The organism is Anaeromicropila herbilytica, from assembly GCF_016591975.1.
GTDB classification, from domain to species: Bacteria; Bacillota; Clostridia; order Lachnospirales; family Lachnospiraceae; genus Anaeromicropila; species Anaeromicropila herbilytica.
In genome coordinates this window covers 1,053,885-1,077,820 of the sequence record NZ_AP024169.1, presented here as the reverse complement: position 1 = coordinate 1,077,820, position 23,936 = coordinate 1,053,885, and the positions used below count along the sequence as shown (strand labels likewise).

Genomic DNA, 23,936 nt, shown 5'->3' with positions numbered 1-23,936 from the left:
TAATCTTATATCTTAACCTTAATACCTAACGTATTATATTTTCATATTAAATATCCATATAATATTTTCAACATACCATATAGTTTTATATTCCAATCATTTATTTAACTTGAAACACTTCATCATGAACTAAATGGTCTAATTTAATCTTCGCATCTTTCATCGTATCACCCTTTACTCCAAAATAGAACTTAATCTTTGGTTCTGTACCAGATGGACGAACTGCACACCAAGCATCTGAATTTAGTTCAAAATATAGCACATCTGATGTAGGAAGCCCTGTGGTTGTCGTTTTCTTCGTCCCCAGATCAGTAATGGTATCTAATTTATAATCGCGAACTTTTAACACTTTATAATCTCCTGCTGTCATAGGGGGATTTGTACGGTATCCATTCATAATTTCTTTGATTTTTTGCATTCCTTCAACACCCTTTAAAGTAACCGATACCAAATCTTCTCTAAAGTATCCATACTTATTAAATATTTTTTGCATTTGCTCATAAAGAGTAATTCCTTTTTCCTTATAGAAAGCTGCTGCTTCACATAATGTCATTACAGCTACTACAGCATCTTTATCTCTAGCATGTGTTCCAACTAAGCAACCATAACTTTCTTCATATCCAAAAATAAAATCATTTGAGTTTGTTTGTTCAAATAGTTTAATTTGTTCCCCAATATATTTAAATCCTGTTAATACTTCAATCAACCTAGCATTATAATTCTTTGCAATTTGATCTCCAATATTTCCCGTAACAATAGTTTTAACTAATGCTGCTTTATTAGAAAGCTTTCCTTGTTCATTCTTCTGAGAGAATACATATTCAGCGATTAACGCACCTGACATGTTACCTGTCAACAATTCATATTCTCCATCAATATTCTTTACTTGTACCCCTAATCTATCTGCATCTGGGTCTGTTGCTAGAATAATATCTGCATCAACTTTTTTTGCCAACTCAATTGCTAATGTAAATACCTTAGGTTCTTCTGGATTTGGATACCCGACTGTTGTAAAATCCGAATCTGGAAGTTCTTGTTCTGGAACGACGTATACTTTATCAAACCCTAATTCTCTTAAGATTCTACGCACAGGAAGATTTCCAGTTCCATGGAGTGGAGTATATACAATTTTTAATTCTCTGCCCTTATCAGATATAGGATTTACAACCAATTTTTTTAATTCTGCGATGTATTTATCATCAATCTCTTCTCCAATCACTTGATATAAAGACTGCTTGATTGCATCATTCTTATCCATTGTCTTTACTTTTTTATAATCTGTAATAGCGTTAACTTCACCAATAATCTCTACATCCTTAGGATATGTAATCTGTGCACCATCTTCCCAATAAACTTTATATCCATTGTATTCAGCAGGGTTATGACTTGCTGTAATTACAATTCCTGCAATACATCCTAATTCTCTAAGTGCAAAAGAAAGTTCTGGAGTCGGTCTTAATGACTCAAATACATAAGCTTTTATTCCATTTGCATTCAAGCATAATGCTGTATCCATTGCAAATTCTGGCGACATTCTTCTAGAATCGTATGCAATTGCAACGCCTTTACTTTCTCCTCCTTGTTTCATAATATAATTAGCAAGGCCTTGAGTAGCCTTACGCACTGTATAAAGATTCATTCGATTCGTTCCTGCACCAAGAACTCCCCTAAGCCCTCCTGTACCAAATTCAAGATCTTTAAAGAATCTATCCTCAATTTCTTTTTCATTGCCTTCTAAATTCTTTAATTCTTCCCTAGTTTTTTCATCAAAATAACTATCATTTACCCATTGACTATATTTTTCCAAATAATTCATTTTTCTTTTAATCCTTTCCTTTAGCATATTCTTATAAAACAGAATGAGCTTTTATCTTATCTGTTTTATCTTATCTACTTTTATCTTATTTCATTCTAACATTTAAAACCAATTCATTTTTATTATACTATCTATTTTACCAAATTTTATCTGCTTTACAATCTATATTTTATACCAATTATTAAGGACATTTCAATACCTCAAATTAACAAACTGGGTGGATAAAAATCATCCACCCAGTATTATTCAATATCATTTAATTATTCTATATTATTCCTATAGTAGCATCATCCGCATTATCTACATGATGTTCTTTTACATATTCTACAATCTCATCAACCGTAGTAAACGCCATACCAACATAACTATCTGCTGCTCCATAATAAATAGCAATACGACCTGTTTTTGCATCTGTTAATGCCGCACAAGGGAATACTACATTTGCTACGAAACCTCTTTCCTCATACCACTCTTCTGGAGTAAGAATAAAGTTCTCAGAGCGATATTTTACGATTGATGGATTCTCAATGTCTAAGATAGCTGCACCCATACTATATACATATCCATTACATGTACCAGTTACACCGTGGTAGAACAATAACCATCCTTCACTTGTTTCAATAGGAGCTGCGCCCCCACCGATCTTAAGTGATTGCCACCATTGACTATGACCTTTTGTCATTACATGTCTGTGTTTTCCCCAATATACTAAATCTGGACTTTCACTAATAAATATATCACCAAATGGAGTATGACCACTATCACTTGGTCGTGACAATAATGCGAAATTACCATTAAGTTTTCTTGGGAATAATACTCCATTTCTATTGAATGGAATAAAAGGATTATCTAGTCTTACAAATGTTTTAAAATCAGTCGTCTTTGCTAAACCAAGAGCTGCACCATAGAAATCAGTACACCAAATAATATAATATGTATCTTCAACTTTTATTAAACGTGGATCATATGCATATCTTGGCATAAATGGTTCACCAGCTTCATTTACAAATTGGATCTTTTCTTCTTCATATGTCCAATTAATTCCATCCTTACTATATCCTAAATATAAATGTGGAACACCATTTACTGTCTCAGCTCTAAATACACCAATAAATTCTCCTTTATAAGGAACTACTGCACTATTAAAAATACGTGCTACTCCCTTTAAAGGATTGCGATTAATAATTGGATTCTCACTATGTCTCCAAACTGGTCCAATTGCACCCTCTGGCTTTTCTTGCCATGGAATATTAGGTAGTTCATCTGCAAAAATCTTTACATTACTCATATGTTTTCTCCTTTTTAATGTTACTTGTTTTTACAATGCTTCAATGCATTAAAATTCTTGACAATGTTTCGTTGTTTTTTCGATTGCATTCCTTTACTTTTTGTGTCTATATTGCAAAATGCAATTAATAGAATTCAAAAACGTTGCGGATTGAATTTTTGATGAAATTACATATTTCAGGCGTCCATCAAGCATTTCAACGTGCAATTTATACTTATATTATATATGAATGCATTGAATAAGTCAATTATTTTTTTGCATTTTTGCTCTATTATATCGTATTTAATGGTGCATTTATGGTGCATTTCTTTTTTCTCTTCTTAAGCATTCTTTTCAAAACAATTGATTCACCTATTACTTTTGATAAAAACATATTACATATAAAAAAAATAGAAGGTTCCTAAGAACCTTCTATTAAGTATATCTATTATTTACTATATATAATTCAATTATGCTTGGTTAACTGAACCGAATAATTCCATTTTTTCTTTAACAGTAGCTTTTATAGCTTCAAATCCTGGAGCTAATAATTTACGTGGGTCAAAACCTTTTCCTTCAAGATCTTTACCAGATTCGATATATTTACGAGTAGCTTCTGCAAATGATAATTGACATTCAGTGTTAACATTGATTTTAGCAACTCCAAGAGAGATTGCTTTTTTAATCATATCTTCTGGAATACCAGTACCACCATGAAGAACTAATGGCATATCACCAGTTTTTTCACTAACAGCTGCTAAAGTATCAAAACTTAAACCAGCCCAGTTAGCTGGGTATTTACCATGAATGTTACCAATACCTGCTGCTAACATAGTAACACCAAGATCAGCGATTGCTTTACATTCATCTGGATCTGCACATTCTCCAGCACCAACTACACCATCTTCTTCTCCACCGATTGAACCAACTTCTGCTTCAAGTGAAAGACCTAATTTTCCACAAGTTTCTACTAATGATTTAGTTTTTTCAATGTTTTCTGCGATTGGGTAATGAGAACCATCGAACATAACTGAAGAAAATCCAGCTTCGATACATTTATGAGCACCTTCAAAGCTACCGTGATCTAAATGTAATGCAACTGGAACTGTGATCTTAAGTTCTTCCATTAAACCGTTAACCATTCCAACGATTGTTTTGTATCCACCCATATATTTTCCAGCACCTTCAGATACTCCTAAAATTACTGGTGAATTATTTTCTTGTGCAGTTAATAATACAGCTTTTGTCCATTCTAAGTTGTTGATATTAAATTGTCCTACTGCATATTTACCTGCTTTTGCTTTGTTAAGCATATCTTTTGCTGATACTAACATTTTAAATCCTCCTTAAATTCTCTATTATATTATTATAAAGCTATCTAATGAATAACTTTTCTTCATACCAAATGTTCTTATGAACCTTGAAAATGAAATATAATATTATTTTGTGTAATTTTGCAATAAAAAAATACATGTTGTACTTTTTTATATTTGCATTATAACCTATATTAAGCAAAAATGGAACATTAATTTAAAATTTCTTTTCTTTTAAAATAAATATCCTATTTTAGGTAATTATAAAATTATATATTTTCTAGAATTTAAGGAAGAATTAATAAAATTCTATTTACTAAGAACGTATGTTCTGTTATAATAAATATACTTACTCAAGTATTTAATCATATCAAGTTAATTATTTACTTGTTTATTATTTCATGTTGATTCAATATTTTAATTGGAGTAATTCTATGTATGATAAATTAATCTTTCATGTTGATGTTAATTCTGCGTTCTTAAGTTGGGAGGCTGCATATCGCATTCATATCCTAGGAGAAATATCTGATCTTAGAGATATTCCTTCTGCTGTCGGAGGTGATATTAAGAAGCGCCATGGTATTATCCTTGCTAAATCTACTCCTGCAAAGAAATATGGTATCCAAACTGGCATGACGCTTTCTGAAGCATTAACAAAATGTTCAAATCTAACTGTAGTGCCACCTCATTATGACCTCTATGATCAATGCTCCAAAAAATTACTATATATTTTGAACCAATATGCTCCAATTATAGAGCAGTATTCCATCGATGAAGCATTTTTAGATCTAACTGGTACCTCTTATTTGCATAAGAATCCAATTAAGCTTGCTAATGAGATTCGCGAACGTATTTATTCTGAACTTGGATTCACCGTTAATATTGGTATTTCCACGAATCGGTTATTAGCTAAGATGGCATCTGATTTCAAAAAACCAAACTTAGTCCACACCCTATTTCCAGAAGAAATCCCAAGTAAAATGTGGCCATTACCTATCCGTGACTTATTCTTTGTCGGAAGGGCAACCGAAAAGAAACTCTTATCCTTGGGTATCCTAACTATTGGTGATTTAGCTCAAACTGACTTATCTATTTTAAAATCACACTTAAAAAAACATGGTGAAGTAATCCATAGTTATGCCAACGGTATTGATGCAACACCAATTGCTTCAACTGCGCCGGTTAATAAAGGATATGGTAACTCCATTACCATTCCCTATGATATTACGAACTACGAAAATGCAAGACTTGTACTACTATCACTATGTGAAACTGTATCGACTAGATTACGTTCTCACAACGTTCAGATTCAGTTAGTAAGCGTAGAGTTAAAAGATTGTAATTTCAATTATTATTCGCATCAACGTAAATTATTATCAACTACTAATATAACGAATGAAATATTTAAAACCTCTTGTGGGTTATTCAAGGAACTTTGGGATGGCGTTACACCTATTAGGCAACTTGGTGTGAGAACTAGTTTAGTAACAGATACCGCAATTCGCCAATTAAATTTATTTGATATGAACAAATACGAGAAACTTGCAAAGCTTGATCAAACGGTAGACAATATTCGCCTCAAGTACGGTGATAATTCCATTATGCGTGCAAGTTTCTTAGATGGTAATATCAACCATATGAGTGGTGGAATCTCACCCGAAAAGAAAAAGCCAACAGCGGACGGTATGATCCTTGATAATTTTGCACATAAATTTTAACCATATTGTTGCTTGTTGGGATACTGATATACAAATAAAAATCTCAAAGTAGCTATATCGTTATCTGTACTTTGAGATTTTTATTAGATTACCTTTATGAGTAAAATACTATTGTAAGTTGCATAAGACTTCTTCGGCCAGCTCTAACCAATCTCCTTGTAATTCTTCAATGGCTTCTTTATCGCAAGCACTTGCAATAGATGGATCAATTGGTATCTTTCCTAGTACTTTTAGTCCAAATTTTTCAGCAATTTCATCCGTATGACTTTCACCAAATACGGATATTTTCTCATGACAATTGCCACAAGTAATATAGCTATAATTCTCTACAATTCCAAGAATAGGTACATTCATTGTATTTGCCATATTTACTGCTTTGGATACAATCATTGACACTAACTCTTGAGGTGATGTTACAATAATAACACCATCGACAGGTAATGATTGAAATACTGTTAATGGTACATCACCTGTTCCTGGTGGCATATCCACAAACATATAATCTACATCTTCCCAAAGCACATCGGACCAAAATTGTTTTACTGTAGAGGCAATAACAGGTCCCCTCCAAATTACTGGTGTATCCTCTGAATCTAACAATAGATTTAACGACATAATCTTAGTTCGATTTTTACTAAGCTTTGGAATAATTCCATCTGAATTAGCCATTGCTTTTTCATGTACTCCAAATACTTTAGGAATAGATGGTCCCGTTATATCAGCATCTAATACTGCTGTTTTATATCCCTTTCGATTCATCAAAACTGCTAAATACGAAGTTATTAACGATTTACCTACTCCCCCTTTACCGCTAACTACACCGATTACTTTTTTAATATTGCTTGTTTTATGTGGTGGTATACTAAAATTATTTTTTATATTTTTCTGTACTTCATCAACGCTCATATTACATTCTCCTTATTTTGTAATTTATTTAGATTATCTTTCTTAAGATTATCATTTATCATCCTATTTAATCTTCTGTAACTTAAAGATGAGATGTAAAAGAATAAAATCATTTTATCACTCAACCTATAAATCAGTATAATCCTTTATCTTCAAGCTTGTCAACGAATGTGTTATCCATACCTTTCCAGTATTTTTTCTATTATTAGCATTTTTAATACATTATTTGGACAATATACTACATTGTTATTCTAGGTAACCTGTGATACATTAATTTCAGATATAGTTTTGTTATAAAACTATACAAAACTTAACAATTGATATGTATTTGAAATTTAGCTATTTCATACTAGTTAAGACTTGAATTTCGAATAACTATTCGCAATATGTATTAGGAGGATGTTAGAATGAGTGAAGCTTTAAAAGCATTTGAAGCACATATGGGACCAGCTAAATGTGCTGTTGATCTTGGAGATGGTAGTGAACGTGGAGAATATGTTAACCAAGACTATATCCTACATAAACTCGGAAGACCACATAGAGCTATTAATTTAATGTATTGTTATTATCCACTTGATAAAGGTTGGCCAGGAAGAGCTAGTGTTGTTCATGCAAGCCCAGATGTAAGCTTTGCATGGGATTATCCATATGATGATTATTTCACATATAAAGGCGGATTAAATGGAAATAGAGATGACGAACCATTTACTTACATGCGTGATGTTAGAAGGCATGGTCAAGATGTTTTACTTACACTAACAGTAGACCCACATGTAACAGATGAACACTTAATCGCTATTGCCCATGATTTAAGAACCTTTGGTAGAGTACAACTAAGAATTAACCATGAAGCTACAGGTGATTGGTTCTCCTTCAATAGAAGATGTTCTTATCAAGAAGTTGCTGACTTCTATGTTCGTTTTCATAATATTATTAAAAAAGAAGCTCCTAATGTAAAGACAATACTATGTATCGGTGGAATTGAAGATCTTAATGAAGAAGAAATATTGAAAGAAGCTGAATTTTCAGAAGCTGTTAAAGCTACTGATATTTGGTCTGTTGATAAATATATGTCGTTACACTGGGGTTGGCCATATGATATAGCTGAAAAAGGTGGTACTTCTCATAAACGCGATACCGTGAAAAATACTTATGACATGACAAAAAGAAGTTTTGAACGTTTTAGCTTCCTAAACAATGGAGTTACTAAACCAATGGTTATGTCTGAATTCAACTCTGATGGTGATGTAACAGGACCATATGATCAAGCTTCCATGATTAAAGAGTTCTGTGATATGTTAAAGAACGAACCAGCAGATTGGTTTAGCGGTTTTACTTTCTATCAATTTAGAGATCGTGGTCGTCTTGGCCTTGAAATCGAAGATCCTAATAATGCGGATGTAGGTATTGAACAACCAGCATTAAAAACATACAAAGAAATTATTCACGATGATTACTTCAAACCATCAATGGATCAAGGAAGTGAATTAAGTCTTCCTGCAACACTTCGTTGGGGTGGTTCCGAAGATGCTACTGGCTTAATGATTCCTTTACATTTTGAAAAATCTCCAGTATTCTGTGAAGTAAACTTTGATGACGAATTAAAAGAACTTAACTTAATGATGGAAATCAATGATACTTGGTTCTACAAAGCACCTGGCGTTACAACAATCGATATGATGTCTGCATTCTTTGAAAAACCACTTGATGGTGCATGTGATATGACATTAAAGATTTTTGCTCCACCTGCATCTGGTGAAAATGATCCTTCACAAGGCGAAGATTGGACAGAAAATTATTACACTGTAATTCCTAAACTTCCTAATGTTCGTTTACGCTTTGAACCAATCGAATTATAAATCCTAAAAGTAATATAAATATAATATTTCTAAAAAGCCATGTGTTTTACCACATGGCTTTTTGACATTCAAATCATTTCTCTTCTTTTTAATATATCACCCATAATATAACTTTCTATAATCTCATAATTACATCCTGGATAAATTATCCCATGGCCCGCTTAGTAACATTTTATAATTATTATTTCATAATTTTTATTGTATTTGCACAAAATGATATATATTGATAAAATACTATAGCTTTCTTCATCTATCTATGATACAATGTTATTTGGTGACATTTTTGCCCCCTTAGAAACTAATTACAGTTTTTTAATAAACTTGGGAACACTCCCTGAACTTAAGTAGTTGTGAATAGTTCCTATTTTGTCGAAACTGACCTAAATAGAACAAGCCTTATGGAGGAATATCTATGAACGAAGCAATTAATAATTTTGAGGAACGACTAAAAGATCTCGTTGCATTTGCACACAAGAATAAAGGTGTAATTGAAATTGAAAAAGTAAATGACTTTTTTAAAGAATTAAATCTTGAAGTAACTCAAATTGACAAAATATATGAATATTTAGAAGCTCATAATATTGTAGTATTGAATTTAACTGATGATGAAGATGAGCCTGATGATGATATTCTTCTTGAATTAGAAAGTGAAGAAGATACTAGTTTAATTGATTTCCAAACTTCTGGAGCAATGTCAGATGACCCTGTAAAATTATATCTAAAAGAAATAGGAAGTTATCCTCTTCTATCGATTGCTGAAGAAATTGAATTATCAAAAAAAATAGAACAGGGTGATGAAACTGCTAAAAAAACATTAGCAGAGTCTAATTTACGTCTTGTTGTAAGTATTGCAAAACGTTATGTAGGTAGAGGACTATCTTTTCTTGATTTAATTCAAGAAGGTAATCTTGGTCTAATTAAAGCAGTTGATAAGTTCGATTATACAAAAGGATATAAATTTAGTACATATGCAACTTGGTGGATTCGTCAAGCAATCACTAGATCTATTGCTGATCAATCAAGAACCATTCGTATACCAGTTCATATGTCAGAAGTTATTAATAAAACTTACCGTGTATCAAGAAGCTTACTTCAAGAATTAGGAAGAGAACCTACAGAACAAGAATTATCCGATGCTATGAATCTACCAATTGAAAAAGTTAGAGAGATTCTCAAAGTTTCTGCGGATCCAATCTCACTTGATATTCCAATTGGTGAAGAAGATGATAGTCATCTTGGTGATTTCATTAAAGATGATTCCATTGTTGGTCCAGAAGATGCAGCTGCATATTCAGTTCTACAGGATCAAATAGCAAAACTCCTTGATACATTAACAGAAAGAGAACAACGAGTTCTTATTCTTCGTTTTGGTTTAAAAGATGGTCGTACTAGAACTCTTGAAGAAGTTGGTAAAGAATTCAATGTAACTCGTGAGAGAATTAGACAAATTGAAGCAAAAGCATTAAGAAAATTAAGACATCCAAGTCGTGCACGTATGTTAAAAGGATATGAAGGATTATAATTCTTAATCTTACTTTTAATTAGATACTATTCATAACTTAGATTAAATTCTATTGCTAATTTACACATAAATAAAGAAGGAGAGTTGACTCTAATAATTTAGAATCAACTCTTCTCCTATTTATTATATCATATTTTTTATTCTCTCATTTCCAAAAATAATGATGATAAACCTTCTACTACGTAAACATCTTTTAATTAGAGTTTATTTGCTGTTTCCTCTAACCAATTTTCCCTGATACATAGCCTTTGCTACTATATTAATTCCATATTGTTTCTGATATCTTTTCACGAATTCTAGTTCTTCCTTCGTCACAATCAAAACACTTAATCCTTTGCTATCATTACGTCCAGTTCTACCTGCTCTATGAAGATAATCCATAGGCTCTTCTGGTATACTTACGTGAAATACTACATCAACACCTTCAAAATGAAGTCCTCTAGCAGCTATATCTGTAGCAATTAAGTATTGTATTGTACCATTGCGAAAATTCTCAATAATTTTCTTTCTATCTGTCTTGATATTTGCACCATGAATACAATCTGACTTAAATTTATGGTATTGTAACTTCTGATTCGCCTCTTCAATATCATTTACACGATTAATAAAAACCATAGCTTTTTTCGGTTTTAATATTCTCGCTAATTTTCTTAAAGTCTCTATCTTATCTCGTTTCTCAACTATTACATAAATATGACTAATGTTCTTTGGGATAGAATCTTCTTTTTCAGATATTATAACTTCTGGCTCTTTCATAATTGTTTTAGCTATTTCAATTGTAGGCTTCGTCATACTTGCTGAAAATAATAATAATTGTCTATCTCTCATTGTACATTTAATTACTGCTTTTACGGATTCTATATTATTCTTATCAAATAACTTGTCTGCTTCATCAACAACAATACTCTTAACAGTATGTGCAGCAATTTTCTTTAATTTGATAAGTTCGTGTATTCTTCCCGCTGTTCCAATAATAATCTGAGGTTTTTCTTTTAATTTAAGAATTTGTCGATCAATATTAACATTTCCCATGACTACCGCAGATTTCACTGGAAGATTCGAATTCTTCGCAATAGCCTCTGCTTGTCTAAAAACTTGCATAGCTAATTCATGTGTTGGTACTAAAATAATTGCACAATTGATTTTCTGCATTTCTTGATATTTTTGAAAAAATGGTAATAGATAGGCTAACGTCTTTCCTGAACCTGTCTTTGATTGAACAATTAAATCTTGATTTGATAGAATTTTCTGAATGACATCTTCTTGAACTTTCGTAGGATTGGTGATTTTCTCAACTTCTAATGCTTTAATTATTTTTTCATTTAAATCTAATTGACTAAAATTCATTGTAATGTTCCTCTTCGCTTATTATTCCGACTATGTTTCTATATCTTATATTTGATATTTTTATATTTAATATCTTAATATAAGATACTAATATTTTATATATCAATATTTAAAATCTATATTTATATTCCTATAGTACTGTATCTATATTCTATAGTCCTACCTAGAAACGATATCTTCTTAATATTATACCTTATCCATTACAACTAATCCATAAAGATTTATAAAGTAATAACTTCTTTGTAGGATTCGTCGTGAAATTCTAGTCCAATATTACCATGGAACAATTCAAAAAATACGATAGCGGAAGCACCCCTTAATGCAGATTCCGTTTTAAATGTCGATAACTTTACTTCTGTTTTTTTATTACTTCTTCTAATTACATGTTGATTTATTCGATCTTCTAATAAACTAATATAAGATTGAGGGAAGAGAGCGCCTTCATGACCAAAAATGATACATTCTGGGTCAAAGATATTCACAAGATTAGTTATAGCGATATCCAAGAAATTCATACATTCCATTAAGACCATATTGGTGAGTTTATCACCATTTAAATATTTATCAATCATTTCTTCCATAGAAGTTGATTGTGATTTTTCTAGTAACACTGGGATACTTGAATACAATTCTAAACAACCTCTGTTACCACATCTACATTGTTTTCCATTATAATCAATAGACATATGTCCTGCTTCTGTCGCAAATCCACGGCTTCCTGTCATAATTCTACCATCTGCAACAATTGCTGTTCCAATACCTTTACCAAAACCCAAATAAATAAAATCTTTAAGCTCTCTTCCATGTCCGTATAGTTGCTCTGCTAGTATTGCTCCTTGCATATCATTATTAACGTAAACAGGATAAGAGAAAGCATTTTCTAAAATATTTTTTATAGAAAAATTTGATATATTAGGTAAATCAGGAATTCTAGTAATAACACCAACATTGCTATCCACTAATCCCTCTGATGCAACACCGATTCCTATAATATTACTCTTATATTGCCAATTTTTATCTATAATATTTTTAATACCCGATAATATCTTTTGCTCAATAACCTTTTTATCATCTTCTTTATTGACTACTATTTTATCAGAAGATAGAATACCCTTTTTAATATCGGACAAACTAAATGAAATAACATCACTTGTAATATGTACTCCAATAGCTAATATCTTATTATTAACAATTGATAGAAGCATTGGTTTGGGACCTGTTATTGAATTATCTTGGTGCACTTTAATTCGAGTTTCCTTAACATATCCATGAACCATTAACATTGTTACAATATTGGTTATTGTCATCTTAGAAAGACCAATTAATTTTGATAAATCAATTCTTGATGCTTCTCCAGTCGTTGCTAAAATCTTTAATATCTCATTCGTATTTGTTTCTCTTAAGTACTTTAAATTCTTACCTTTTACCGTCATATTACCCATGTGTTTTTACCTCACCATTTTCTTAAATTAACCAATAACGATAGAATGATATCCTTATATTTACAGTTTATTTTATTATATACCTTGTCCAACATCCAGTCAATACTTTTTACATTTTTAGGCAATTTCAACAGATAAACTACCTTTTTTTGGTAATATTATCAATTAAATAAGGGTTTTATAGTGATTATAAGGAATGTCATTAATCTTATAATTCATCATTACATATGTGTTTTTTTATTACCTATTTTGGTATATAATAAGTATGAAAAGAAAATGATAAAGCTAATTTTTATAATTTATTTAGTAACTAACATTAATTTAATATTTATCTCTTTAAATTCTATAGCTAGAAAGGTAATTATATGAAAAGAATTTTATTAATGATACTTCGCTTAATCGTATTTGTTCCATATTGGTTCTATAAAATAATCAAATACCAAAACGTAACTAAGTACAATGAAATTACAAGATATGCATTTTTAAGACACGTTACTACAAAGGCGAATAAAGCTGGTAATGTTAAAATAGAATGCCATGGTACCGATAATCTTCCAAAAGAAAATGGATATATCATGTTTCCAAATCATCAAGGACTCTTTGATTCGCTTGCTTTTTTTGAAACACACGAACGTCCCTTTTCAATTGTATTAAAAAAAGAACTTAATAAAAACTTTTTTCTCAAACGAATTATAATTCTATTGCAGGCTCAGATTATTGACCGTGAAGATATTAGACAATCAATGAAAGTGATTATGAAAATGACCGAGGAAGTGAAAGAAGGTCGTAACTATATCATCTTTGCAGAAGGAACAAGAACTAGAGAAAAGAATAAAATACTTGAATTCAAAGGTGGAAGTTTTAAAAGTGCAATTAATGCCAAATGTCCAATTGTACCAGTTGCTTTACTTGACTCCTATAAAGCATTTGACACCAACTCAATTAAAAAAGTAACAGTACAGATTCATTATCTTAAGCCTCTTTATTATGAAGATTATCAAAATATGACTTCAAAAGAAATTGCAAATTATGTACAATCAGAGATAAAAAGCACAATTGAAAAAAATGAAAGATAGGAAATAAAATAGGAAACACTTTAAGACTGCTTGCATATTAATATTCATGGAGATAGCTATATTGATAATATTATTATTACGATATTTAATTAGTAAGAACCTCTCATAGAAGAGATGCAAGGAGGAAGTAAATGGAACCACCGATTCAAAATATTTTTGAAGAAGTTTTACCACCCATTATTCATAAAGAAATAGAGAAAAAGATTGCAATAGTCGGCTCCCAAAATGTAGGGAAAAATAATCTTTTTCATGCTCTAACAAAAGAAAGAATAAAGATAAAACAATATGGGTCCACTTTTTGTTATGGTAGTTTACACTATCAGAAGGACACATACATATTTTACGATCTTCCAAATGCTAATTCATTATTAGGGAATGATTCTGTGCATTCTAATGCTTCTTGCATTCGTGACTTTATATGTTTATCAAGCCCTGATGTTGTTTTATTTATCTGCGATTATTACACACTTGAAGAAAATCTACAGTTCTTATTTCAAATATTAGAGATTACTGATAATATTGTTGTTTGTTTAACTGAACATAAATTTTTTTATAAGAGTAAGCCCTCAATCAATATTGAACTATTATCAAAAAATATAGGTTTGCCTGTTCTTGAAATCACATTAGGAAATAAAGCTTCAATTGAATCTTTTATCACAAATTTACATCAATTTATTCATAATCCTATTGTATTTAATCCTATTCATACGGGCTACCCTTTACCTTATGAAAACGCAATGTTACAATTAGAGACTTTGCTACATGTATTTTCATTTAAAAATATGAAGATACGTTGGCTTTTTCTAGAACTTTTAAAGAACAATATGAGCTTTTTATCTTTAGATAATCACTCCTTTGATAAGATGTTGCAAGAAAATACTGAGTTAAAAATACGTCTTGATGATATTCAAAAAGAACTTGAACATGAATTTCCAAAAGAACATTGGATTGATGACATTTTGTTTAGCCATCTAAAACGTAGTCAAAAAATATTTGAAAATACAGTAAATGTCTCATCTTTGTCTATTAAGAAAAAAGAGCCCTTCTTTCGACGTTTCTTTCGGAATCGATAGATTTATAATGTACTAACATCCTTATAAATTATAATGGACATATCAACTGTTAAATGATTCAGTGATATGTCCATTTTTATTCTATTACTTTTTAACGCACTAACACTATAAGATTCGCCCGACAAATGATCTGTTTGGGCAAATCATTATAAACACATAATTATGACACTTTCCATTCCTTAGCTAGCTTTTCATAAGCATCTGCTTCTTCTATATTACCTATTCTACGATAACACTCGGATAATCTTCTTAGAGAATAATCTCCTTGATAATGTATATTCATTTCACTTTCAGCCTCATGAACAGCATTATAATACCATAGAATTGCTTCTAGATAATCTTCTTGTTGATAATAATATTCTCCTATTTCATAACTCATCTCTGAACTAGCTTTATTGGCTATGTTCTTTAAGCAAGCTTTAAAGAATTCATGATGGTCCCCTAATAATCTTGTGCAACGAGCAACCACGCACTGTGCTTGCTTTAGCTCATCCATTGTCTTCGTCTCATCCATTAGTGATCTCTTAAAGTATTCGTAAGCTTCTAGAAAATCCTTATCCTCTCCTGAAATATATAATTCTTTTGCATACATGGTATGCAAACGTCCAGACAAAATAGATTTTTTTCTTAGAATACGATGAAATGAATAAAAATCACGTTCAGCATGACTTTCAATTGGCATGTGTATAATCTCAATCTCACTATCATAGATAATTGGTTCTATTTGAATTGTTTCATGGATAGGATCAATCCAGGTAAAGTTTCGGATTCTTTTAAATAATTTTGGTCGATATTCCGTATCGTAATTATAGGTAGTTCCGAAATGAAGTTGATTGGTATATTTCATCTGAACTATTTCAATATCTTCTATCATATTCTGCTTTATGTCAAAAAATTTCTTCTGATTTTCTTCATCTATTATTTCATCTGCATCTGCAGTGTATATATAGTCCATACTGGTTTTTGAAAATGCATAATTTCTAGCTACTGAAAAATCATCTACCCATTCAAAATCATATATTTTATTAGTATACTGAGCAGCGATCTCTTTGGTTCGGTCTTTGGAACCTGTATCCACAATTACAATCTCATCGACTATATCTTTTATACACTCTAAGCATCGACCTAATAATGCTTCTTCATTTTTTACAATTAAACATGCACTTATTGTAATCATTAATTTTCCTCTCTAAGTGTGAACAATTTGTTATCTAACTTTTAGCTACCCAAAAAGTTAGTTTATCATTACTATACTCTAATTTGATATGTTGTTGTTCAAAGTATTGATTGATAAGTTCATAAGAATTCTCATCAATCACTGCCTTCTTATCATCACTCAAATCTTCTATCCACATGGATTGCTTTCCACAAGCATCTCTTAAATGAACCTTTAATGAGATCTGATTCTCACTTAGTATACGATTAATCTCAATAATCATAGTAATTGATATAATAGTCATAGTATTCCACCTTCATTCTAATTATTTTGTTTACAAGCTCTCGCCACCACTTATATCTATTTTAGAATATGCAATTCAAATAATCAAATAAATTTTAAACAGAAAGGCTATTTTAATTACAAAAAAAGTACAGATATTACTATCTGCACTCCTTCGAATGAATATTCCAATATAGTATACTATTTAAAAATACCTATCATGACTAATGTTCTAATTCTCATAGATAATATAAGCGTGATCTAGAAAAATGAATCACAAAAACCATTAATAAATGCAAATGCACTTTTACATATATCAAACATATCCCCTTTTGAAAAATAGCTTAATTCATAAGCATTTCCAGAATATCCATCAACAATGGCTACAAATCCAGCATATTGATTTTTCTTATAGCTCTTTATTCCACGAAATACTTTGTAATCGATAAATCTTTTTGCCAACTTATCATTTTGTACATTCTTCGTAACATCTTGAAAGTGTGAATCTTCAGTATAATTCAATATCGTATTCTGATAATCTATTTGACGAATTCTAAAATAATGTTTATCATCACTTGCAAAATAATCTTCTTTGGTTCTTGAAATTAGTCGATCTTTCGAGAATTCTAATCCATTACTATCAACGAACATAACTGACCATTCCTCAAAAAAGTTAAGTAACTTAATATTGCAATTCATAAACTGTTCGCTCAAAACGGAATCATCTTTCTTTTCTTCCATGATAACAGCTGCTTTATTTCCATCCCAATAAATATTCTTTCCTTCTTGTAGAAATGCTCTTTCCATTAATACATGAAAAACTCCAATCTCATTTTCTTCTTTTTTTGCTGTTATCATATATGTAGTATTTTCAATCATGGTTACGCTATCATAATAATTTTTCATTGCTATCCTCTCCTATATGACTTTTTTGGGCTTACCTTTACGATTTCCTAATTGCAACTATTTCTTTTCAATCTTATTAGTCACTTTCTATTAATCTAGTTATAGCACATTTCACATAAAAAAGGGGCAATTCCTGACAGACAACATGTTTTTCGGACAGACAACATGTTTTTTGGTTAAATATGTAATTTTCATCGTTGATTCGACATCTTTTTCCTAGATCTAATGTAGCTTCATATCAATAAATATTAATCTATTTTATACTTTGTTGGTGTTAAAAAACTTATTTTCATTTCCTTACTTCTCTTATTCAATTGTACATTCATCGCTTTATTTTTCTTACTCAATGCTTCTGAATCTATGGAGCCTATCATATTTTCATCACAATAATTCCATACTGGATTCTTCTTAAAGCCGTCGAACCCTGCTAATATAGCTTTCTTAACAGAGACTTTTACTAATAGCTTTAGCAACATCATTCCAGTACTATCCGAAACATCTATAGACGAATTTAGTAGATCAGAATAATTTACAATTCTTGCATTTTCTGTTCGCTCCGTGATGTTGGAAGTTAGTAATATATTGTAATCGCCTAATTTATCCTTCATCAACTTATACCTTCTCTCACTTCCAATAAAGACAAGATCAACTGGATATTCTGGAATGTTGTTAATTGCAATCACATAAGGTTTATTTTCTTTTATATATGATTTAATTGCCTTTTTCTTCGATTTGATACTCCTACCAGGCGCTAACACTAGAATCTCTCTTCCAGCTAGTTCATGTCGTAAATATTCTATTTCCTCCATATCATTCACATCATGTTCTTGATACTTCTGATAGATTCCTTCAATATACTCTTTATCATACGTTTTTCTTCTATCCTCTGGTATCTGATCCAGTAGGCTTCCAATAATACGCACGGGAACAGTTTGTTTTGCTAATAAATGTGATGCATAATTTGGGTGACAGCACATTGTGGAGGCTAAGAAATAGCCAACGGAGTACCCCCATGGAGTTTTACTGTATATTGGTATTAGACACTCATCTACGATTTCAAGAAGAGGAATGACTTCATACCTTTTCTCGATAGAATGATTGATATAATCCGTTATTAGTTCTGTACATAAGTTACCCGCTCCTCTACCCATTCCATATACGGAGCAGTCCATTATAATATCCCTTTTCATTGGAAAACGCATCATTTCCTGCGCATTGGAGAAGGCAAGTTGTAGATTATTATGAGAATGATAACCTAGAACGATACCATCATCTAGGTTTTTATCAATGAGAGATAGCATATGCACAATATCGTTTTGATACATCGTACCTAATGTATCTACAAAATAGAAAGCATATGGTTTTAAAGAATTCACTTCTTTGATTAGAGTAAGAAGATTACCATCACTATAATTAGAGGAACCTACTGGCTGTATAAACACAAGATATCCTTTTTCCATAAGGATTTTAGCATATTCAAATGCTTTCTTCTTTTCATTCAAATGAAAAGTAAGACGGATTCCTTTTATTACAGAATCCTTCGCTTGTGATAATCTCTTTGGATGTATTTCTTTTTCTCCTATTGCAATCATTGCAACATATAATGTATTTTCATTTTTATTTACCAATAGGGGACTGATGTCTAGAGTGTCGGAATACAAGGAATAGTTTTCTTCATATATTTTATCTGTTAAAAATCCACATTCAATAATATCTAAATTGGATATGGATAGACGCTTAAGAATGCTTTGTATTGTCTTCTTACCAAACTTCCAATTGTTTACGTAACCGCCATCTCTTAAGGTACAATCTAAAAGTTTTATCCTATTCATACGACTCTCCTCTAGTTTCTCTAATTACTTGAATAATTTCACGACGTTGCTTCTCCTTGAATATAGCATCCGCAATCTCAAAATCAATAGGTTCATTAATATCTGTCGCTTCTATCTTATCAACTACTGCAAGATATGGATGATCTCCTGTCCTTCTCTCCTCATTCATAATTAAATCGTGAGAATAGATATATAACCCTGTTGTCTCAGAATATATTGGATCTAAGTCCTGTGTTTTTTGTACTTTGCTTCTATCAAAATTCATAGGCTTATTCTCTTTCCATAGGAACTCTTTCAATTCAGTGACACTTAGTGCTGAATCATATTCCCCACTTAACACCATATCAAGAGCCTTTTGAATAGTATCTCCTTTTAAAAAAGGAGCTGTAGCATGAGTTAATACATAATATTTCGATTTCACATCCATAGCAAATGACTTTAGAACTTCTAATATAAGTGTATCTTTACTATCTAATAATTCACTACGCTTTAAATACTTAACACCATTTGGTAGATAATCCTTAATCATCGGATTACTACAATATACATAGATTTCATCAATTCCTTTTACTTCTAATAAAGATTCTAATATATAATGAATTAGAGGTTCACCATTTGTAAATGTCTTGGTGTTCTTACCCTGTAATCTTTCGTTATTCATCTTGATAGGCACAATTGCTACTACGTTATTCATATATAATTCCTTCTTCCTCTAATAAGATTCGCTTTATCATTTCTTCTTCTTGATATTGTTTTATTACTTCTTTCATCTTATTTAAAACAATATTTTGCTCCTCATTTTCTTTTTGCTGCAGAGCATATTGCATTGCTTTCATCTTGCCATTTAGTATCATGAAATAGGTTGCTTCCTTGCTACTAATCTCCACCTCAAGGCCAGAATATTTCAACGTCTTTCTTTCCTGCATATCCAATATTCTCCTCCTCTCTTCCTCTTTCTCACAATACACCCAGATATCATTTTTTAGTACTGATTTTAAACCAACACCTGTTTCTTCCTCTAGTCCATAACAAATATCTTTTGTAGAAATACTGGAATGTTTTATATCAACGGATATTACAATAAAATTATTGGTTTGTAACTCCGTATTCATAAAAAATTCATATCGTTGTCTATAATTTAGAAAGATTAGAACATCATTTTTTTCATTTATTAAATATTGTTTTTTGCATGCATCTCCTACCGAATAATGACCTCCATCAACATAGATATTACCTGATTTATCTAATTCAAATACTGCTTCACTCGGTGAATTGATTTTAAACGTTCTAGAATACATAGATAAAAAATGTTCTAACTGTATGCTTTTTATATTGTGTGTAATAATTACTTGTTCCCTATAGATTTCATTAATTATTTTTGCTACTGCATACATCAGATGTAGTCTCTCATAGTGATATTCAACATCAGTTCCAAAACTAATAGAATTCTTGGCTACATATGCCATACCACCAATTGAAGTAGAGCTGGCGGTCAGAACTAGATCTATTTTTCCTTCGAATACAAAGGGTAAAAGTTCTGATGGAAGATCCCTTTCTAATACATATGCCTCTGGTATGAGACCTGGATAATCAATCCAACGATCTTTCGGATGAGGCTTGATAATCACTCTGGAATCCTTTGCAAAGTAATCAATTAATAATGTTGTAATAGATTCTTGTACTTTTAGGTTCTTTATTGTGAGCGTTCTTAAGAATTGCGTCATATAGACCACTATTTGCTCGCTGTCTTCCAACCTATACCTCTTTGCACCATACAATTTTAATAAGTCATTAATTAACTCCTTTGGTAATTCACTTACAATATGATAAATAGAGAAATCTACTGCTTTATCATCTTTGAATCCATTCGGTTGATTTCTTAGATCACACAACTTGCTGATTACATTATCACTTCTTCCAGCACCTTTTAGATAATTTCCTAATACATAGTTCGTAAGATTAATCTGGCGTATTATGTTAAGATAACGTTCCTCATCCCCTAACATGCCGCTCGCATCTTCTAAATAATGATATGGAATCTTGTGATATAATAAATAAACTCCAACAGACCATTGATCTGAAGCTAGATAGATGTCTCGAAATCTAAGAAATCCGCTTTTATACCATCCATCCACTTCATTACAAATATTATGGATCACCTCTAATATCTCATTTTCACTACTGTCTATGTTTAGTGGTCTTCCATGGCATAAACGGATAGAACTTTCTGGTACGGATATTATCTCTACAAACCAATCATATTCTTTTATTTTATTCATAAATTGCTCTAATTTTGCTTTTGGAAGCATATGTTCTACTATCATTAACACTGCCTCATCCTTTCGGTTATAAGCCAATTTATGTACGAGACAACATAATACTTGATACGCTGTTGAAGCATGATATAATATCATACGGCTCCCCCTCCTAGTAATTCCTCTAATTGAATTAATCCAGCCATTGAATACTCTAAGATCTGGTTCATATCTTTTGCGCTTATCTCTACATTATTGTTTCTTCGTTCATAAGTTCGAAATGCTTTACAATAATCGTCCAATGCTCCATAAATGGTTTCCTTTTTTACCTCATCAAGGAATTTTGGCTGTATAAAAGTAATTTCCCTTGTCAGATAATTATCCTGTCCTCCACATTCTCCATATATTCCACTAATATAAGGCGTATCCATTTGTAGCACCTGATGAAGAATATTAAGTTCTTTTGCGCTCTTTTTCAGATAACTACTTAATGCTATCTCTTCTAACTCGATATGTTCATCTATTTCATGTAGTGATTCTTTAAAAGTATTAATCGAATATAATCCTGGCATAGGGTCAACAATCACTAACCTCTCATCATTTTCAAGATAACTCCTAACATACTGTTTTATATCAGCTTTCTCTTTTTTCCTTGCTTGTACCAATGCCTGTTCAATAAAATCTTCACTACAATTTCTTATCATTTGACTTCTATATCCAAAACCTAAGGAATATGCCACACGGTCAGCAGGATAATTTTGAATAATATAACAATCTTCCAATAATTTTTCCCATTCTATTCTAGTTCGTGCATTTGTTCCAAAAAGTCCAGACCATGGAATTGGCGTAATGTTTCCATAATAACGTTCATAAAGCGTAATAAATATACATTCTGTATCACAAAGTGCAATTACTTTACCACCATTCTTCCTAGCTTGTATGTATGTTTTTTGCAATAAAGTGAATACAATAGGTGCTAAATATAGATATGTTAACTCATAAATATTTTTGTGATTATATTGCCCGCTAAAGAGTTCCATACCTACAATTGTTTGATATAATTTACTAAATTCCTTTGTTAACTCAGGTAAAGGAATACTATCCATAATCTCTTTTGGTGATCGATAATAGATAGGTACTAATCCATATCTTCTAATATGTTTTAGTGCTTTATTATAATTTGCGCTAACAATTGCAATATCATCTACTTCACTATTACTATCTACATTATTTTTCATTTTCCAAAAAGAATCCCTGTATTCTAATATCATTTTCCGTAAAGATAATTTTCGCTCACTTGAGACTATAATATCCGATAATTGTATACACACACTAGTTAATATATTTTGAATATCTTCTCTTGAATAGCTTGTTTCTAAGATACCAATGATTAAAGTTCCATTATAAGATGCTATTTCAAAGGCTTTCTTTAAATATGGGTTCATAACAATATGACGTTTTAACATATCCAATTCAATATCCTTTGAAATCGACATGTTACACCTTCTTCCAATTTCATCATATATATCCTCAATAGTTTTATATGGACTATCTAATTTCTTACGAAGTACTGCAAAACCTGGAATCTGATACTCCTCTTCAATCTTGCTGTATATTTCCTCAAACTCTGCTGTTAGTTCTAATAACGAACCAAAAACATCTGTTATAATACAAGGATAACGCATGATTGCAGTAGCATATTGATACACCTTGGGCCGTCTATGAATTCTTGCAATACACTTTTTCCCTGGAACCAACCCCTTAATAATATATTTTTTAAATGGAAGTCTACAATCAATATTTATCTTAATTAGTTGAATGGCAAAACGTATCGGTTTCTTCATTACCCACTCTTTATTGCTTGATAAAAAGGCATCCGTATAAAAAGCAATATCCGCATTACCACCTGACAATATATGATATATTTTCTTTTTTATATTAATTTGTATATTATTCTTCATAGAGGCTCCTTGTCATATCGAAGTATCTTTTATTGTTTTAGTATAGCTTTCCTATGTTAAAACTTTATCTATAGATTGTTAAATTCAGTGAAAGTTATGTAAAGTTAAGATAAACCTTAGTTCTTTGAACACCTGACGAATATTATCATATTATAGATTAGTAGGAATTTTACTTACTGAATCTATTCTTATATAGAAAAGCTAT

18 protein-coding genes are annotated in these 23,936 nt (G+C 31.1%); 5 read left to right on the top strand and 13 right to left on the bottom strand.

Annotation, left to right across the window (positions count from 1 at the left end; genetic code table 11):
• Positions 1-100 precede the first annotated feature (100 nt).
• The 3 genes from bsdtb5_RS04635 to fba form a co-directional block, all read right to left on the bottom strand.
• Complete coding sequence (locus tag bsdtb5_RS04635) at positions 101-1,816, bottom strand: phospho-sugar mutase (protein WP_271714890.1); 1,716 nt, start codon at positions 1,814-1,816, stop codon at positions 101-103.
• Between the two features lie 265 nt (positions 1,817-2,081).
• On the bottom strand, positions 2,082-3,104 hold the full coding sequence (locus tag bsdtb5_RS04630; RefSeq protein ID WP_271714889.1) for a glycoside hydrolase family 130 protein: 1,023 nt from the start codon (positions 3,102-3,104) through the stop codon (positions 2,082-2,084).
• 449 nt (positions 3,105-3,553) lie between these two features.
• Positions 3,554-4,417 (bottom strand): class II fructose-1,6-bisphosphate aldolase, encoded by an 864-nt coding sequence (gene fba, locus bsdtb5_RS04625; protein WP_271714888.1) that lies wholly within the window; start codon positions 4,415-4,417, stop codon positions 3,554-3,556.
• 413 nt (positions 4,418-4,830) lie between these two features.
• Between fba and bsdtb5_RS04620 the strand changes: the two genes are divergently transcribed.
• The gene (locus bsdtb5_RS04620) at positions 4,831-6,114 is read left to right on the top strand and encodes a DNA polymerase Y family protein (protein WP_271714887.1); all 1,284 of its coding nucleotides are present in this window, start codon (positions 4,831-4,833) and stop codon (positions 6,112-6,114) included.
• A 108-nt stretch (positions 6,115-6,222) separates the two neighbouring features.
• Here bsdtb5_RS04620 and bsdtb5_RS04615 read toward each other — a convergent pair whose 3' ends face one another.
• A complete protein-coding gene (locus bsdtb5_RS04615; protein ID WP_271714886.1) occupies positions 6,223-7,020 on the bottom strand; it encodes an Mrp/NBP35 family ATP-binding protein in 798 nt (265 codons plus the stop codon).
• Positions 7,021-7,427: 407 nt separating this feature from the next.
• Between bsdtb5_RS04615 and bsdtb5_RS04610 the strand changes: the two genes are divergently transcribed.
• Positions 7,428-8,879: a glycoside hydrolase family 26 protein gene (locus tag bsdtb5_RS04610; protein ID WP_271714885.1), complete on the top strand. Its 1,452-nt coding sequence runs from the start codon at positions 7,428-7,430 to the stop codon at positions 8,877-8,879.
• Positions 8,880-9,291: 412 nt separating this feature from the next.
• On the top strand, positions 9,292-10,401 hold the full coding sequence (rpoD, locus tag bsdtb5_RS04605; protein ID WP_271714884.1) for an RNA polymerase sigma factor RpoD: 1,110 nt from the start codon (positions 9,292-9,294) through the stop codon (positions 10,399-10,401).
• A 204-nt stretch (positions 10,402-10,605) separates the two neighbouring features.
• Here rpoD and bsdtb5_RS04600 read toward each other — a convergent pair whose 3' ends face one another.
• Positions 10,606-11,748, bottom strand: a complete 1,143-nt coding sequence (locus bsdtb5_RS04600; RefSeq protein ID WP_271714883.1) for a DEAD/DEAH box helicase — start codon at positions 11,746-11,748, stop codon at positions 10,606-10,608.
• A 221-nt stretch (positions 11,749-11,969) separates the two neighbouring features.
• A complete protein-coding gene (locus tag bsdtb5_RS04595; protein WP_271714882.1) occupies positions 11,970-13,190 on the bottom strand; it encodes an ROK family transcriptional regulator in 1,221 nt (406 codons plus the stop codon).
• 365 nt (positions 13,191-13,555) lie between these two features.
• Here bsdtb5_RS04595 and bsdtb5_RS04590 point away from each other — a divergent pair, with 365 nt between their 5' ends.
• Both bsdtb5_RS04590 and bsdtb5_RS04585 read left to right on the top strand, forming a co-directional pair.
• Positions 13,556-14,266, top strand: coding sequence for a lysophospholipid acyltransferase family protein (locus bsdtb5_RS04590; RefSeq protein WP_271714881.1), 711 nt, complete (start codon positions 13,556-13,558; stop codon positions 14,264-14,266).
• A 131-nt stretch (positions 14,267-14,397) separates the two neighbouring features.
• On the top strand, positions 14,398-15,339 hold the full coding sequence (locus bsdtb5_RS04585; protein ID WP_271714880.1) for a FeoB small GTPase domain-containing protein: 942 nt from the start codon (positions 14,398-14,400) through the stop codon (positions 15,337-15,339).
• A 160-nt stretch (positions 15,340-15,499) separates the two neighbouring features.
• Here bsdtb5_RS04585 and bsdtb5_RS04580 read toward each other — a convergent pair whose 3' ends face one another.
• The 7 genes from bsdtb5_RS04580 to bsdtb5_RS04550 all read right to left on the bottom strand — a co-directional run bounded on the left by bsdtb5_RS04580 (position 15,500) and on the right by bsdtb5_RS04550 (position 23,731).
• The gene (locus tag bsdtb5_RS04580) at positions 15,500-16,516 is read right to left on the bottom strand and encodes a glycosyltransferase (RefSeq protein WP_271714879.1); all 1,017 of its coding nucleotides are present in this window, start codon (positions 16,514-16,516) and stop codon (positions 15,500-15,502) included.
• Between the two features lie 34 nt (positions 16,517-16,550).
• A complete protein-coding gene (locus tag bsdtb5_RS04575; RefSeq protein WP_271714878.1) occupies positions 16,551-16,799 on the bottom strand; it encodes an RDAC family protein in 249 nt (82 codons plus the stop codon).
• A 239-nt stretch (positions 16,800-17,038) separates the two neighbouring features.
• Positions 17,039-17,683 carry a hypothetical protein gene (locus bsdtb5_RS04570; protein WP_271714877.1) on the bottom strand — a complete coding sequence of 215 codons (645 nt, stop codon included), beginning with the start codon at positions 17,681-17,683 and terminating at the stop codon, positions 17,039-17,041.
• Between the two features lie 248 nt (positions 17,684-17,931).
• Positions 17,932-19,515 (bottom strand): aldolase catalytic domain-containing protein, encoded by a 1,584-nt coding sequence (locus bsdtb5_RS04565; RefSeq protein ID WP_271714876.1) that lies wholly within the window; start codon positions 19,513-19,515, stop codon positions 17,932-17,934.
• A complete protein-coding gene (locus bsdtb5_RS04560) occupies positions 19,508-20,209 on the bottom strand; it encodes an acylneuraminate cytidylyltransferase family protein (RefSeq protein WP_271714875.1) in 702 nt (233 codons plus the stop codon). Before bsdtb5_RS04560 ends, bsdtb5_RS04565 begins: the two co-directional genes overlap by 8 nt.
• A complete protein-coding gene (locus tag bsdtb5_RS04555; RefSeq protein WP_271714874.1) occupies positions 20,202-21,929 on the bottom strand; it encodes a hypothetical protein in 1,728 nt (575 codons plus the stop codon). Before bsdtb5_RS04555 ends, bsdtb5_RS04560 begins: the two co-directional genes overlap by 8 nt.
• Positions 21,926-23,731, bottom strand: a complete 1,806-nt coding sequence (locus tag bsdtb5_RS04550) for a hypothetical protein (protein ID WP_271714873.1) — start codon at positions 23,729-23,731, stop codon at positions 21,926-21,928. Before bsdtb5_RS04550 ends, bsdtb5_RS04555 begins: the two co-directional genes overlap by 4 nt.
• Positions 23,732-23,936 lie beyond the last annotated feature (205 nt).

Bases quoted from the DNA above. Each gene is read 5' to 3' on its own strand.
- bsdtb5_RS04550 (WP_271714873.1), bottom strand. From the start codon at position 23,731: ATGAAGAATAATATACAAATTAATATAAAAAAGAAAATATATCATATA.
- bsdtb5_RS04590 (WP_271714881.1), top strand. From the start codon at position 13,556: ATGAAAAGAATTTTATTAATGATACTTCGCTTAATCGTATTTGTTCCA.
- bsdtb5_RS04580 (WP_271714879.1), bottom strand. From the start codon at position 16,516: ATGATTACAATAAGTGCATGTTTAATTGTAAAAAATGAAGAAGCATTA.
- rpoD (WP_271714884.1), top strand. From the start codon at position 9,292: ATGAACGAAGCAATTAATAATTTTGAGGAACGACTAAAAGATCTCGTT.
- bsdtb5_RS04560 (WP_271714875.1), bottom strand. From the start codon at position 20,209: ATGAATAACGTAGTAGCAATTGTGCCTATCAAGATGAATAACGAAAGA.
- bsdtb5_RS04600 (WP_271714883.1), bottom strand. From the start codon at position 11,748: ATGAATTTTAGTCAATTAGATTTAAATGAAAAAATAATTAAAGCATTA.
- bsdtb5_RS04575 (WP_271714878.1), bottom strand. From the start codon at position 16,799: ATGACTATTATATCAATTACTATGATTATTGAGATTAATCGTATACTA.
- bsdtb5_RS04635 (WP_271714890.1), bottom strand. From the start codon at position 1,816: ATGAATTATTTGGAAAAATATAGTCAATGGGTAAATGATAGTTATTTT.
- bsdtb5_RS04630 (WP_271714889.1), bottom strand. From the start codon at position 3,104: ATGAGTAATGTAAAGATTTTTGCAGATGAACTACCTAATATTCCATGG.
- bsdtb5_RS04615 (WP_271714886.1), bottom strand. From the start codon at position 7,020: ATGAGCGTTGATGAAGTACAGAAAAATATAAAAAATAATTTTAGTATA.
- bsdtb5_RS04585 (WP_271714880.1), top strand. From the start codon at position 14,398: ATGGAACCACCGATTCAAAATATTTTTGAAGAAGTTTTACCACCCATT.
- bsdtb5_RS04620 (WP_271714887.1), top strand. From the start codon at position 4,831: ATGTATGATAAATTAATCTTTCATGTTGATGTTAATTCTGCGTTCTTA.
- bsdtb5_RS04595 (WP_271714882.1), bottom strand. From the start codon at position 13,190: ATGGGTAATATGACGGTAAAAGGTAAGAATTTAAAGTACTTAAGAGAA.
- fba (WP_271714888.1), bottom strand. From the start codon at position 4,417: ATGTTAGTATCAGCAAAAGATATGCTTAACAAAGCAAAAGCAGGTAAA.
- bsdtb5_RS04610 (WP_271714885.1), top strand. From the start codon at position 7,428: ATGAGTGAAGCTTTAAAAGCATTTGAAGCACATATGGGACCAGCTAAA.
- bsdtb5_RS04570 (WP_271714877.1), bottom strand. From the start codon at position 17,683: ATGAAAAATTATTATGATAGCGTAACCATGATTGAAAATACTACATAT.
- bsdtb5_RS04565 (WP_271714876.1), bottom strand. From the start codon at position 19,515: ATGAATAGGATAAAACTTTTAGATTGTACCTTAAGAGATGGCGGTTAC.
- bsdtb5_RS04555 (WP_271714874.1), bottom strand. From the start codon at position 21,929: ATGATATTATATCATGCTTCAACAGCGTATCAAGTATTATGTTGTCTC.